The following is a 13,908-nucleotide window of genomic DNA, read 5'->3' as shown; positions in this document are numbered from 1 at the left end:
AAACACCCTTTTATGAAGAAACTTGGTTTGCTTTTAATTGTATGTTTTGCTTTTGCCGCTGTATCTATGGCGCAGAATAACATCGTAAAAAGCCTGGAACGTAATGTGCCGGGGCAGGGTAAGGTGTCCATTCATCAGGATGCCCGTATCGGGGCTTTGATAGGCTCTGAATACATTCCTACCGGTTCGGACGACCAAAAAGTGATTAAGAGTTCGGGCTATCGCGTACAGGTATACGCCGGTAATAACACCCGTCAGGCCAAGAATGAAGCCTATTCGGTGGCTTCCAACATAAAAGAGCGTTTTCCCGACCTTCCCGTTTATACATCTTTCAATCCGCCCCGCTGGTTGTGCCGTGCAGGCGATTTCCGCAGTATTGAGGAAGCGGACGCCATGATGCGCCAATTGCGTGCGACGGGTGTTTTTAAGGAAGTGTCTATTGTGAAAGATCAGATAAACATTCCTCTGTAATTTATAACTCATCATTCATCATTTATTCCATCTTCTCATGTTAGGAAAAGAAGAAATCGTATCTCCTTCATTGGACGAACTGAAAGAACATTATCATCGTATATTGACTTTGTTGGGTGAAGACCCTGAACGTGAAGGGCTGCTGAAGACGCCGGAACGGGTGGCGAAAGCTATGCTGACACTGACTAAGGGCTACTCTATGGACCCGCACGAAGTACTCCGCTCCGCCAAGTTCAAGGAAGATTATAACCAAATGGTGATTGTGAAAGACATTGATTTCTTTTCTCTCTGTGAGCACCATATGTTGCCTTTCTACGGTAAAGCTCACGTGGCTTATATTCCCAACGGCTACATCACAGGCCTGAGCAAGATTGCCCGTGTGGTAGATATTTTCTCTCACCGCCTGCAAGTGCAGGAACGTATGACGCTGCAAATAAAGGAGTGTATTCAGGAAACGCTGAATCCTTTGGGCGTAATGGTTGTGGTAGAGGCTAAGCACATGTGTATGCAGATGCGCGGTGTGGAAAAACAGAATTCAATAACCACTACTTCCGACTTTACGGGAGCTTTCAATCAGGCTAAGACGCGTGAGGAATTTATGAATCTTATCCGTCACAATTCTTAATGTCAGGGGAGCACCACCCGGTCTCCCAAACGTTTTGCCATGATACTTTGCACTTCGCGCATTTCGCAGTAGCGCTTCATGATAGCGTTGCATTTCTCCTCGTCATTGGCTACGGCAGGGTCTTGCAGGGCAGACATCATGTGCTTTAACTCTTCGCTGACAATGGCATATTTAAAGTTAATCATCAGTGCCGGAACCAGCTCATAAAGACGTTCTTCATCGGTTACTATCTTTTGGCTTTTTGAGTGGTACTTGCTTAACTGATAGCGGTTGCTGATAAGTTCCACGCTCAGTTTGCTGATGGTTGTTTCCGGATGTGCCAGAAAATAACGCTCGGCTGTGAATCCGGCATCATGTATATGGGTGGCGGCTTCGGTCAAAATTTGACGGTGCAGCGGGTTGTGAAATGACAGCTCGTCTTGCTTCAAATCGTTAATAACGTATTCAATCACACTTACAGGTACTTCCTGCCCTTCTTCATTGGTTGCGTTGCACATTATCTTTTCGCCGTAGCGCACAATCATCTGAAGAATCAACCGTTCGTATTTATAGAACTCCTGTCCTTCTTTTCCCTCCTGGGGAATGAAAGAGACATAATTATCTTCCGGCGGGATAGGGGAGTCGGCATATTCAGCAGCCATATCAGGCGGCAATGATGTTCCGTCGGCGGTTGCAAGGGCGGCATCTCCTTCGGTGTAGGGAACTTGTGCGGCTGTTGCTTCCATATTGTTCCTTGCCGCGGCTCTGCGCTCGCGTTCCGTTTGTTCGGCACGCTTCTCGGCCTGCATTTCACGTCGTTTGGCAACTTCCGAAACCAGCAGCTTGTCCTCTACGCGCAGCAGTTGGGCGCACTCTTTGATATAGACATCGCGCACAATCGCTTCGGGAATGACCGAGATGCTTTGTACAAGATTACCGATTAATTCGGCACGTTTGATAGGGTCTTTACCCGCGTCCTCCAGCAACAAATTGGTCTTGAACCGGATAAAGTCCGTTTCGTGCTCTTGTATGAATTGCCGGAACTCGGTCGAATTGTGTTTGCGGGCAAAAGAGTCCGGGTCGTCTCCGTCGGGCAGGAGGCACACCTTAATATTCATGCCTTCTTCCAGCAGCATGTCGATACCTCGTATAGAAGCCTTGATGCCGGCTGCATCACCATCGTAAAGCACCGTCATGTTATTGGTGAAGCGGTGAATCAGGCGGATTTGCCCCGGTGTCAGGGCGGTGCCCGAAGAAGCCACTACGTTCTCTATGCCGGATTGGTGCATGGAGATAACATCCGTATAGCCTTCCACTAAAAAACACCGGTCTTGCTTTACAATCGCCTGTTTGGCAAAGTAGATGCCATACAACTCATTACTCTTATGGTAAATTTCCGATTCGGGTGAGTTGACGTACTTTACTTTCACCCCTTTAGTGGCGCTGGCAAGCACACGGCCACCAAATGCCACCACCTTACCCGACAGCGTATGCACGGGGAAGATGACACGTCCCCAAAAACGGTCGCGCAGTCTGTGGTCGTCCGTTTCATAACAAAGTCCGGTCTTGATGAGGAATTCTTTCTTATATCCTTTCTTTATAGCCTCCTGTGCCATGGCATCGTGGCTCTCGGTACAATAGCCCAACTGGAATTTCTCGATAATGTCATCACGGAATCCGCGGTTGCGAAAATAAGCCATACCGATGCTGCGTCCGTCCACATGGTTGCGCAGGATATTCTGGAAATAGTCGCGGGCAAACTGGTTGACGATGAAAAGGCTTTCGCGTTCGCTCTGAGCGAGCTTTTCTTCGTTGGACAGTTCCCGCTCCTTGATTTCGATGCCGTATTTCTTGGCGAGGTATTTCAGCGCTTCGGGATAAGACATCTGTTCATGTTCCATGATGAAATGTACGGCATTGCCCCCTTTGCCGCAGGCGAAACATTTGCACAGTCCTTTGGCGGGAGACACGTAGAATGACGGCGTCTTATCATCGTGAAACGGGCATAGTCCCACATAGTTCACTCCGCGTTTCCGCAGCGTGACGAAGTCCGATACGACATCGTATATTTGTGCCGCGTCCAGAATTCTGTCTATGGTGGGTTGGTCTATCATAATTCGAGTACAAAGTTACATATAAAATCAGCCCCTGCAAAAAAAAGTTTTGCAGGGGCGGGAAAAGGGGAATTAAATCATCATTTAATCTTCTCTCTGATTTTAGTCAGGTATTTCTTCATCCCTTCCGCATCCTTATTGTTGATGATTTCCAACAGCTGCTTCAGTTCCAGGCGTATATTCTCTACTTGTCCGGGCGTACGGGGATTGAACAGAATTTCCTGGAGCAGATAATCGTCCTCGCTCAACAGGCCTTTGGCAATGGCCATATGCTTTTTGAACGTAGTACCCGGGGCTTCCTGATGCTTCATGACCGCTGCAAACACAAAAGTTGAAACGAAAGGAATGGACAAGGAATAGGCTACCGTTTCATCATGCTCGTCGAAAGTGTACTCAAAGATATTGAGCTTCATGGTCTGGTACAGGTCTTTGAAGAAGATTTTTCCCAAGTGGTCGCCTTCGCTGATGATGATGGCATTTTCCGTATTCAGGTTACTCAGGCTGGCAAAAGTCGGTCCGAACATGGGATGCGTCGACACGTAACGGAAACCGCTTTCTTCATAGAATTTTTTCAGTCCCGTCTTTACCGAAGCGATATCGCTGATGATACAGTCTTTGGGCAGTACGGGCAACACCTGGCGGAAAGCCTCCAGAGTATATTTTACCGTGGCGGCGTTGATTACCAGCTCCGGTTCAAACTCCTTGATTTCTTCCAGCGTAGTGAAACGGTAGGTGTTATAGACAAAGCGCAATTGATGCGGGTTGACGTCAAACACGGCCGTCTCGTGTTGAAAACTTAAAATATCCGTAAAGAAAGAGCCCATTTTCCCGGCTCCGAGTATTAATATTCGCATATACTTGATGTTATAGTGACAATGTTATATAGTTATCTTGTCACTTATTAATAATTTCCATTTGCTGGCGCACGCTTTCCTCGTGTATCGCCTCAAACACTTTCTTGATAAATTCCGAATCCATGCCGCACAGTGCGCCTTGCGAGCCGCGTTTTTCAAGAATCTCGTTATAACGTCCCGTTTGCAGGATGGTCATATCATGTTCTTTCTTGTATGTGCCGATTTCACGGGCTACGCGCATCCTTTTGGCTAATTCCTGAATGAGGTTGTTGTCGCACTCGTCAATCTGCTTGCGCAATTCGCTGAGGTTTTCGGTGCTTTGCGTGTCCTTGCGGATAACAAGCAGGTTAAGGATATAATCCAATACATCCGGCGTAACCTGCTGGGCGGCGTCGCTCCACGCGCAATCCGGGTTGCAGTGGCTTTCGATAATCAAACCGTTGAAGCCTAAGTCCATTGCCTGCTGGCAAAGCGGAGCAACCAGTTCGCGCTTTCCGCCGATATGGCTCGGGTCGCAAATGATAGGCAGGTTTGGAATGCGGCGGCGCAGTTCGATAGGGATATGCCATTGCGGCAGGTTGCGGTAGAGCTTTTTGTCGTAGCTGCTGAAACCGCGGTGGATGGCTCCAAGACGTTTCAGACCGGCATTGTTGATACGCTCCAAGGCGCCAATCCATAATTCCAAGTCCGGATTAACGGGGTTCTTTACCAATACCGGAATATCCACGCCTTTCAGGGCATCTGCTATCTCCTGTACGGCAAAAGGATTGGCGGTAGTGCGGGCGCCTACCCAAAGTATGTCTATTCCGGCTTTCAGGCACTCATATACATGTTTGGCTGTGGCTACTTCAGTGGAAACATACATGCCCGTTTCCTTTTTCACCTCTTTAAGCCAGGACAAACCTTCTACGCCGACACCCTCGAAACCGCCCGGTTTGGTACGGGGTTTCCAGATGCCCGCGCGGAATATCTTCATTCCTTTCGCAGACAATTGCCTGGCGGTATCCATAACTTGTTCTTCTGTCTCTGCGCTGCATGGACCGGCGATAACCAGAGGACGTTTTTCTTCGATACCCGGCAACAAGATTGATTCTAATTCAAGTTCCATATTCTTTATTTGTTTAATTATATTCAGTTGTATAAATATTTCCAAGCCGTTATCCCGCTTCCGTATCAAATTATCTCATTGCTTTGATACGTTTCAACGCTTCCGCCAGTTTGTCGTCCTTGCCGCAAAGCGAGATACGGATGTATCTTTTTCCATTGCTGCCGAAGATAAATCCCGGAGTGATGAATACACGCGCTTCATGCAATACCCGCTCGGTCAGTTCCTCTACATCGGCGCAACTGTCGGGTATCTTTCCCCAAAGGAACATGCCTACCTGACTTTCATCGTAAGTACATCCCAGTTCACGCATTATTTCCCCTGCCAGCCGGCGGCGTCCGCGATAGTTCTTATTGTTGCCCTCGTACCATTCTTCACCGGCTTCCAGGGCAGTGGCGGCTGCCAGCTGCATGGCGCGGAACATACCGCTGTCTATGTTGCTCTTCACTTTCAGTATCCATTGTACGAAGTCGGCATTGGAGGCGAGCATACCGATGCGCCAGCCCGGCATATTGTGGCTCTTGCTCATGGAGTTGAACTCGATGCAGCATTCCTTCGCTCCCGGAACGCCGAGAATGCTGATAGGACGTTCGTTCAGGATAAAGCTGTACGGATTGTCGTTGACGATGACGATGTCCTTACGGCGTGCGAAGTCCACCAGCTTTTGGTAAAGCTCCGGCGTGGCGTTCGCTCCTGTCGGCATATTGGGATAGTTGGTCCACATCAGTTTGACACGGCTCATATCCATTTTCTCCAGCTCATCGAAGTCGGGTATCCAGCCGTTTTCTTCTTTCAGGTTGTAGTTCACGACCTCGGCGCCCAATATCTTGCTCAATGAAGTATAGGTGGGATAGCCGGGGTTGGGAACCAATACCTGCTCACCGGGATTGACGAAAGCCAGCGTGACGTGCAGAATACCTTCTTTGGAACCGATGAGCGGCTGTATTTCCGTGTTCGGGTTCAGCTCCACGCCGTACCATTTCTTATACCATCCGGCAAAACCGCGGCGCAATTCGGGAATACCTACGTAGGGTTGATAGCCATGTCCGTCAGGATTGCGCGCCGCATCGCAAAGCGTTTGTATGGTGTCTTCCGAGGGGGGCATATCGGGACTGCCGATACCCAGGCTGATTACATCCTTGCCTTCGGCATTCATTTGCGCCACCTCTTTCAGTTTTTTAGAGAAGTAGTATTCGCTTACGCTTGCCAGTCGGTCGGCGGGCTTTATTTTAGATATTTGATTTTCCATCTTCGTATTCTCCTAATATTTTAAGTTCTTTGGTCAGCGGGGTGATAGCCACGATAGATTGTTTATACTTCAGTACATTGTCGAAAACCACGTCTACATAGAATTGATATTCCCATTCGCGCCCGATGATGGGCAGTGATTGTATTTTTGTCAGGTTGATGCGGTAGAAAGACAGGATGGACAATACCTGTGAGAGGCTTCCCTCGGTATGCGGCAACGTGAATACCATGCTTGCCTTGTTGACCTCCTTATTGCGGTGACGGCTCAGTTCATCCACCTGCCACGGGTCTGCCACAACCAGAAAGCGGGTGAAGTTGTGCTTGTTTGTCTCGATGCCTTCCTGCAACACTTTCATGCCGTAACGTTCGGCGGCGGCTTTGGAGCATATGGCGGCGTGTCCTTTCAGGTTCTCTCTCTTGATAATCTCCGCACTGAGGGCGGTATCTTCGCCTTCCACGACTTTGATGCCGGGGTGCTGTCCGAGGAACTCGCGGCACTGCATCAGAGCGATGGGGTGGGAATTTACTTCCGTGATGTCGTCCCAATCCTCTTCGGGCAAGCAAACGAAGCTGTGCGAGATGCGCAGCTTATATTCGCCCACAATCTGTGCGCCGCTTTGGCGGAGCAGCTCATTGTTGTGCAGCAAGCTGCCTGCAATCGTATTTTCTATTGCCAGCATACCTATGGTCTGACTGTCTTTCTTGACAGCTGCAAATACATCCTCAAAGGTAGCGCAGCAGATAAGCTGTATTTCTTCTCCTTCGAAGTACTTGTGTGCGGCAATGTCATGATACGAACCTAATGTTCCTTGAATGGCTATTTTTTTCATTCCTGACTGTTTTTTTCTTAGTTTATGCTACAAAAAATCCCGCTTCCATACAATGGAGCGGGATTCTATATATTACTTAGTTCTCTATTCAGTTCTTAAGCATCACTGTCACTTGATACATACAAACTCCCGCTCTACTTTCCGGCTAAAGTAAAAGTAAAAAAAGAAGTAATATGCATAAGTAAATGATTTCATCATTGCTGTTCTCTTGTTTTGAATTACGCGACAAAAGTAATACTTTTCTTTTATACGCAAATAAAAAACAATGTTTTTTTTGATATTTGTATCAATTTATAGATAATCTTTTACAATCCCAATACATTTGTCGTATTGTTGCCCGGCTGATTGCCATATTGTCCGGTGAATCCTTGTATGTCTTTCGGGTTCAGTTCCAGTCCGCGCTTCATGTCTTCCACAGAGCCTTCCTTGTCACCGTTCAGCAGCTTGGCACGCCCGCGTTCGTGGTAGGCCTGGGCGAAGTTAGGGTTCAGCTCAATGGCTTCATCAAACAGGGCGATAGCTTCGGTCAGCTTCTTTTGGACGATGTACAGTTGTCCCAAGTAGAGGAACGCCTGCTCGTTGAACGGATTCAACTCGGTTATATGAAGATAGTCGGCTTCCGCTTCGGCCTCGGCGCCGGTTGCTTCTTTTATCTTTCCGCGAAGCAATATGGCGCTTTCGTCGTCCGGGTCTTGGGCGAGTACGGCATCGATGTCTTCCATGGCTTCTTTGTATTGCCGCATCTTCGTCAGAGCTTCGGCGCGCAGCAGGCGGGCTTCGGTGAAGTCGTCTTTCAATACGATGGCTTTTGTGAGATGGGCGATGCACATAATGCCGTCGTTCTGTCCGTTGTCGGCTTTGCCCAACAGATAATGCGCCATGGCACTGCCTTCTTCAATGGCGATGGCTTTTTGGGCGGCTTCCGCCATGGCGGCGTAGTCCTCTTGCATGTAGCAGACGTTGGCAAGGGTGAGGAAGGTGGAGGTATGCTCCGGTTCTATTTGGGTCATCTTCTCCAAAAGTTTGCGGGCTTCGTCCGGTTCGTTGGACTGGATATATACTTGCGCCAAATAGCCCATTGTTTCGAAATCCTCTTGCAGCGCAAGGGCTTCGGTAAAGCATTTAATGGCATAGTCGGCGCGTCCCATGCGTTGGGCACGCATACCGTCGTACTTGAATATCTCGAAGTTCTTTTGCTTATTTTTTTGTTTTTCCTCTTCCGGATTGCTCGCTTTGCCGGAGAAAAAAGATTTAAAGAATCCCATGGTTATGATATTGTTTTAGTTATGTTTTAATAGGTTGATAGGAGCAGTGCGTGTATGCACCGTGCAAAAGTAATGATTTATTTTTTGATTTGCAGTATTCCGTTGACGGCAATAATTTTTCCTTCGTCCAATAATCGGTGTAATGCCTCGGTCAAAAGCTCTTTGTCCGTCGGAAGTTGTTCGAGCAGACCGGCGGGAGTTTGCGGGGCGGAAGAGAGTATCTCTTGTATTTTTCCGGCAAGCTCTTTGGAGGTCGGCCTGTCGGTTGCAGGCTTGTTGCGCAGACTGATGCAAGTGTCGCACTGCCCGCAATTATGTTCGTTTTTCTCTCCGAAGTAATCCAGCAGCATACGGCTGCGGCATACGGTGTCGTTGGTTACGTAGTCCAGTATGGAATTGATGCGTGCTTCATAACGGGCTTTCCGTTCTTCATAAATTTCCGGAGAAAGGTGGATGCGTTGCGCCTCCACACGTTCGCGCGTGTATATTATATAAGGTGTCTTTTTGTGGGGGATGTAATTTACGATATGCAGTTTGGCAAGGTGAACCAGCAACTCGTAGATTTGCCGGCGGGTAAGTCCCGTGCGCACGGCGAGCGAATCTTCGTTGATATAGGTGTAGTCTGTAAATACCCCTGTATAGGAACGGAGTACGGCTTGAATGAGTTTGTCCATGTCTTCACCCATTTCGCGCAGCCTGTAAAGTTCGTCCCTGCGTATGGTAAAGAGGATGCGTGAGGTGTTATCCTGTTCTCCGGTATATTCCAGATAGCCTGCCTGGGTCAGGATTTTCAGTGCGCTGTCCACCGGGACGGGGAAGTGCTTGAACTTACGGCAGAAATCCTCGATGTTGAATTCCCGTACACATTCCAGTCCGTCTCCCATTGCCATCTGGTAGTAGTATTGAAGATGCTCGTACACATCTTTAATATAGTCTTTTTCCGGAAAAGTGTCGGGTATGCGCTTGTGCAGCGTGGTTTTGTCCGATTTGGCGTACAGGATGACGGCATAGGCTTTTTGCCCGTCGCGACCGGCTCTCCCGGCTTCCTGAAAATAGGCCTCTATGGAGTCGGGCAAATCCATGTGGATAACAATGCGCACATCCGGCTTGTCTATGCCCATTCCAAAGGCGTTGGTGGCTACCATGACGCGGCTTTCACCGGATTGCCAGCGGTGCTGTCGGATGTCTTTGGAGGCATCGTCCAGTCCGGCATGGTAGAAATCGGCTGTGATATCTTCATTATTCAGCAGTTCGGTGATTTCTTTGGTACGGCGGCGATTGCGTACATACACAATGGCGCTGCCGGGCATACTGCGCAATATATGCAGCAGTTCGGCCGTTTTGTTCTCCGTCTTACGGACGATATAGGCAAGGTTGTTCCGCTCGAAACTCATGCGGAATACATTTTCCCGGCGGAAATGCAAGCGGGTCTGGATGTCCTTCACAACTTCCGGAGTTGCGGTAGCTGTCAAGGCCAGAACCGGAGCGTCCGGCAGCAGTTCACGTATTTCCGCAATTTTCAGGTAGGCGGGACGGAAGTCGTACCCCCATTGCGAAATACAATGGCTTTCGTCCACCGTAATCATGCTGACCTTCATTTTCCGCAGTTTGATACGGAAGATTTCCGTATCCAGCCGTTCGGGGGAGATGTAGAGGAACTTATAGTCGCCGAAGATGCAGTTCTCGAGGGTTGTGATAATGTCCTGCCGGTTCATGCCGGAGTAGATGGCAAGCGCTTTGATGCCCCGCTTCCTTAAATTCTGCACTTGGTCTTTCATCAGGGCTATCAGGGGGGTAATAACCAGACATAATCCGTCTTTGGCAAGTGCCGGAACTTGGAAAGTAATGGACTTACCGCCACCCGTAGGCATCAGTCCCAATGTGTCTTTGTTCTCACTGATACTGTTGATAATATCTTCCTGGATTCCCCGGAAGCGGTCGTATCCCCAATACTGTTTTAAAAGTCGGGAGTTGAGAGTTGAAAATTGAGGGTTATCGGGCTGGGCGGACATGGCGTTGGGAGTTGAAAGTGAAAAGTTGAAAGTTGAGAGTCAGGAGTTGAAAACCAAACTGCGCAGCCCAACTTTCAACTCTTGACTTTCAACTAAACTAATTCGGTTTTATGTCTTCGATTTGCAATTGCACTTCTCCCCGTTTGTGGGTGTTTTCTTCAATGGTGTAGCAAATGTCAAACGAACGTTTGGTCTTGATGTAGCGAACGTGGGAACTTTGTCCGAAAGCGATGCCGTTCATTACATTGTTCGATTTGTTATCCACTAATTCCAGTTTGATATGTTCCTGGTCGCGTCCTACGACTTTACTGGTTCCGTAGTCGTACACGTTATGGGTACAGAAGACAGGTTTGGTGTTGTCGGGACCAAACGGGTTGAACTTTTTTAAATCGTTGCAGAATTTGGGCGTAATATCCCGGAAGTCGATTTCTGCGTTGATGTCGATTACGGCGCTGGTTTGTTCCGGCAGGATATGCTGTGAAACGAATTCTTCAAAACGTTCGGTGAAGGCGGGAACGTTTTCCACCTTCATGGACAGTCCGGCGGCATAGGTGTGACCGCCGAAATTCTCCAGCAAATCCCTGCAATATTCGATGGCTTTGTATACATCAAAGCCGGAAACGGAGCGTGCCGAACCGGTCGCCATATCATCCGTACGGGTCAGTACTACGGCCGGACGATAATATACTTCCGTCAGGCGGGAAGCCACAATGCCGATTACCCCTTTGTGCCAGTCTTCGTTGTACAACACGATAGAACGGCGGTCGGCCAGTCCTTCCAGTTCGGCAACGATTTGATTGGCCTCTTCGGTCATTGTCTTGTCGAGGTCCTTACGGGTTTCGTTATATTGGTTGATTTGCCCGGCCTTTTCCAAAGCGAGCGAGAAATCCTTTTCCGTCAGCAGGTCTACCGCTTCCTTACCGTTCTGAATACGTCCCGATGCGTTGATGCGCGGGCCTATCTTGAATACTATATCGCTGACGGTAATTTCTTTTTCCGACAGTCCGCACACGTCGATGATGGCTTTCAGTCCTACGCTCGGATTGCTGTTGAGCTGTTTCAGACCATGATAGGCAAGTATGCGGTTCTCTCCCATAATCGGTACGATGTCCGAAGCGATGCTGACCGCAACCAAGTCCAACAGGGGAATCAGGTGATGAAACTCGATGCCGTTGCTGATGGCAAACGCCTGCATGAATTTAAAGCCTACCCCGCAACCCGAAAGGTGTTCGTAGGGATAAGTATTGTCTTCGCGCTTGGCGTTCAATATGGCTACGGCAGGGGGCAATATCTCATCGGGCACGTGGTGGTCGCAGATGATGAAGTCGATGCCTTTTTCTTTGGCGTATGCGATTTCGTCTACGGCCTTGATGCCGCAATCCAATACGATAATCAGTCCCACACCGGTTTCGGCGGCGTAGTCCACACCTTTGGTTGAAACTCCATACCCTTCGTTGTAGCGGTCGGGTATGTAATAGTCTATGTTCGAGTAGAACTGTTGAATAAACTTGTAGACCAAAGCCACGGCGGTGGTTCCGTCCACATCATAATCTCCATAAATCAGAATGCGCTCTTTCTTTCCCATTGCCTTGTTCAGGCGCTCTACGGCCACGTCCATATCTTTCATGAGGAACGGGTCGTACAAATCCGGTAGTTGCGGGCGGAAAAACTTTTTGGCGGCAGCTGCCGTTGTTATTCCCCGCTCCACCAGCAATTCCCCAAGTACAGGGCTAATCCCTAATTCTTGGGCCAGTCGTTGGCTTGCTTCTGCCTGATCGGATGTAATGGGTAAATAATTCCATTTGTGAGTCATTTTATATATTATTTTTTCTTTTTCTATCGCAAAGTGCCGGAGAACAAAAAGGACTTTTCACCGTCCGCTTGATATATGCTATTTCTCCAACAAGCTGTAAAGGTATGAAAAACTCTTGAAACCGATGTGAATTCTATAGAAAATATTCTTAACGATGCGTATTCTCTCCTAAAATCCTCTTATTTTTGTAAGGTCTAAATAAGTAGAAGACTTTTGTTCATTAAAAACAGGCTGAAATTATGCTTACTTTCATTTCTTGCGCCAAGACTATGGCGTCGCGTTGCTCTTTAAAGGTACCCGAAGTAACCGTTCCGCATTTTGAAACGGAAGCTGTTGCGAATGCGTTGGAAATGTCGCAGATACCTGCCGCAGAGTTGGAAAAACTCTTGAGGGTGAATGCCAGGATCGCTGCGGAAAACAGGGTTCGTTTTCACGATTTCTGCTCGGAAGACAATCACCCTATGCCGGCAATCGGCGCATATACAGGGGCTGTTTTTAAACGTATTCTGCCAAAGGAATTTACGGCTGATGATTTCCGTTATGCGCAAAATCATCTCCGTATCACTTCTTTTCTCTATGGGTTGCTCCGCCCGCTGGATGGAATCAAGCCTTATCGTCTGGAGGGTGATGTACGACTGCCCGAAAAAGGCGGGCTTTCCATGTTCAATTATTGGAAACCGCTGCTGACAGATTATTTTATGGAAGAAATCAAAAGCCGGGGCGGTGTACTGATTAATCTGGCAAGCGGTGAGATGAAAGATTTGTTCGATTGGAAGCGGGTGGAAGAAGAAGTACGGGTTGTTACCCCTGATTTTCAGGTTTGGAAGGGCGGGCAGCTGAAAACGGTTGTTATTTATGCGAAGATGTGCCGGGGCGAGATGGTGCGTTACATCATTAAGAACCGTATTGAACGTCCTGAAGATTTGAGAGGCTTTTCGTGGGAAGGCTTCGCCTTCGATGAGAAACGCAGTACGGATAGTCACTTGCTGTTTACGTTGGGATAAGCCCGGACAATTACCGATACTATAAACAGATGCGATGAAATAGGTGGGTTTTGCCGTTATACAGTAAAAAATGAGAGTATATCGGTATACGGCTTAGCTATCCCTGACTGTATGCAGAGATACTCTAAGCCGTATGTATACCGGGACAGGCTCTTTATTTTTTACGTAAATCCCGTCCTTCGTATTTACAGATTGCTTCAATCCATTCTTCTGTCAGCGGTTTGGACTCATGTTTGCTGAGGTCGTACGTTACCATGACAGAGGTACAGATGCATTTCACTTCCTGCGTTTCAGTATCTATGACGCGTTGGGCGAGATGAAAACTTTTTGTTCCGATTTTTGTTACGGCGGTTTGTACGGCAATGTGGTCGGAACCATAAATCTGCGCAAGAAAATCGGCTTCTATATGGACGACGACGATGCCGTCTTTTTGCCAGTCGACATGCGGACATACGGAAGCAAAATATTCTGTCTTACCCAAATCATAAAAAGAGAAGTAGACGGTGTTGTTGACGTGACCGAATTTGTCGACGTCGTTGAAGCGCAGTTGTATAGGTAGGGTGTGGTTAAATTTAATCTCTTCCATTG

Annotated in this window: 12 protein-coding genes; 3 read left to right on the top strand and 9 right to left on the bottom strand. The window is 48.2% G+C overall.

Features of this window, described 5'->3' with window-relative positions; translation table 11 throughout:
• Nucleotides 1-12 precede the first annotated feature (12 nt).
• Both BUB52_RS04120 and folE read left to right on the top strand, forming a co-directional pair.
• Nucleotides 13-471, top strand: coding sequence for an SPOR domain-containing protein (locus BUB52_RS04120; RefSeq protein WP_009122731.1), 459 nt, complete (start codon nucleotides 13-15; stop codon nucleotides 469-471).
• Nucleotides 472-508: 37 nt separating this feature from the next.
• The gene (gene folE, locus BUB52_RS04115; RefSeq protein ID WP_004288383.1) at nucleotides 509-1,096 is read left to right on the top strand and encodes a GTP cyclohydrolase I FolE; all 588 of its coding nucleotides are present in this window, start codon (nucleotides 509-511) and stop codon (nucleotides 1,094-1,096) included.
• A 2-nt stretch (nucleotides 1,097-1,098) separates the two neighbouring features.
• On the opposite strand, the gene dnaG is transcribed toward folE, so the two are convergent.
• The 8 genes from dnaG to recJ all read right to left on the bottom strand — a co-directional run bounded on the left by dnaG (nucleotide 1,099) and on the right by recJ (nucleotide 12,316).
• The gene (gene dnaG, locus BUB52_RS04110) at nucleotides 1,099-3,189 is read right to left on the bottom strand and encodes a DNA primase (RefSeq protein ID WP_009122730.1); all 2,091 of its coding nucleotides are present in this window, start codon (nucleotides 3,187-3,189) and stop codon (nucleotides 1,099-1,101) included.
• An 80-nt stretch (nucleotides 3,190-3,269) separates the two neighbouring features.
• Nucleotides 3,270-4,043: a prephenate dehydrogenase gene (locus BUB52_RS04105; protein ID WP_009122729.1), complete on the bottom strand. Its 774-nt coding sequence runs from the start codon at nucleotides 4,041-4,043 to the stop codon at nucleotides 3,270-3,272.
• A gap of 40 nt (nucleotides 4,044-4,083) precedes the next feature.
• Complete coding sequence (locus tag BUB52_RS04100) at nucleotides 4,084-5,151, bottom strand: bifunctional 3-deoxy-7-phosphoheptulonate synthase/chorismate mutase type II (protein WP_039951025.1); 1,068 nt, start codon at nucleotides 5,149-5,151, stop codon at nucleotides 4,084-4,086.
• Nucleotides 5,152-5,221: 70 nt separating this feature from the next.
• Nucleotides 5,222-6,397 carry a pyridoxal phosphate-dependent aminotransferase gene (locus BUB52_RS04095; protein WP_009122727.1) on the bottom strand — a complete coding sequence of 392 codons (1,176 nt, stop codon included), beginning with the start codon at nucleotides 6,395-6,397 and terminating at the stop codon, nucleotides 5,222-5,224.
• Nucleotides 6,378-7,226: a prephenate dehydratase gene (locus BUB52_RS04090; RefSeq protein WP_009122726.1), complete on the bottom strand. Its 849-nt coding sequence runs from the start codon at nucleotides 7,224-7,226 to the stop codon at nucleotides 6,378-6,380. The genes BUB52_RS04095 and BUB52_RS04090 overlap by 20 nt, the downstream gene beginning before the upstream one ends.
• Before the next feature lie 305 nt (nucleotides 7,227-7,531).
• Complete coding sequence (locus BUB52_RS04085; protein ID WP_009122725.1) at nucleotides 7,532-8,491, bottom strand: tetratricopeptide repeat protein; 960 nt, start codon at nucleotides 8,489-8,491, stop codon at nucleotides 7,532-7,534.
• Between the two features lie 77 nt (nucleotides 8,492-8,568).
• Nucleotides 8,569-10,503: a RecQ family ATP-dependent DNA helicase gene (locus tag BUB52_RS04080; RefSeq protein ID WP_009122724.1), complete on the bottom strand. Its 1,935-nt coding sequence runs from the start codon at nucleotides 10,501-10,503 to the stop codon at nucleotides 8,569-8,571.
• Between the two features lie 97 nt (nucleotides 10,504-10,600).
• On the bottom strand, nucleotides 10,601-12,316 hold the full coding sequence (gene recJ, locus BUB52_RS04075) for a single-stranded-DNA-specific exonuclease RecJ (RefSeq protein ID WP_009122723.1): 1,716 nt from the start codon (nucleotides 12,314-12,316) through the stop codon (nucleotides 10,601-10,603).
• Nucleotides 12,317-12,555: 239 nt separating this feature from the next.
• On the opposite strand from recJ, the gene yaaA reads away from it, so the two are divergent.
• The gene (gene yaaA / locus BUB52_RS04070; RefSeq protein WP_009122722.1) at nucleotides 12,556-13,320 is read left to right on the top strand and encodes a peroxide stress protein YaaA; all 765 of its coding nucleotides are present in this window, start codon (nucleotides 12,556-12,558) and stop codon (nucleotides 13,318-13,320) included.
• A 154-nt stretch (nucleotides 13,321-13,474) separates the two neighbouring features.
• Here yaaA and BUB52_RS04065 read toward each other — a convergent pair whose 3' ends face one another.
• Nucleotides 13,475-13,906: an acyl-CoA thioesterase gene (locus BUB52_RS04065; protein WP_009122721.1), complete on the bottom strand. Its 432-nt coding sequence runs from the start codon at nucleotides 13,904-13,906 to the stop codon at nucleotides 13,475-13,477.
• Nucleotides 13,907-13,908: the final 2 nt, after the last annotated feature.

The organism is Bacteroides clarus YIT 12056 (assembly GCF_900129655.1).
Taxonomy (GTDB): Bacteria; Bacteroidota; Bacteroidia; order Bacteroidales; family Bacteroidaceae; genus Bacteroides; species Bacteroides clarus.
Note: the sequence above shows the minus strand (reverse complement) of the source record. Positions and strands in the feature narration are given on the sequence as shown.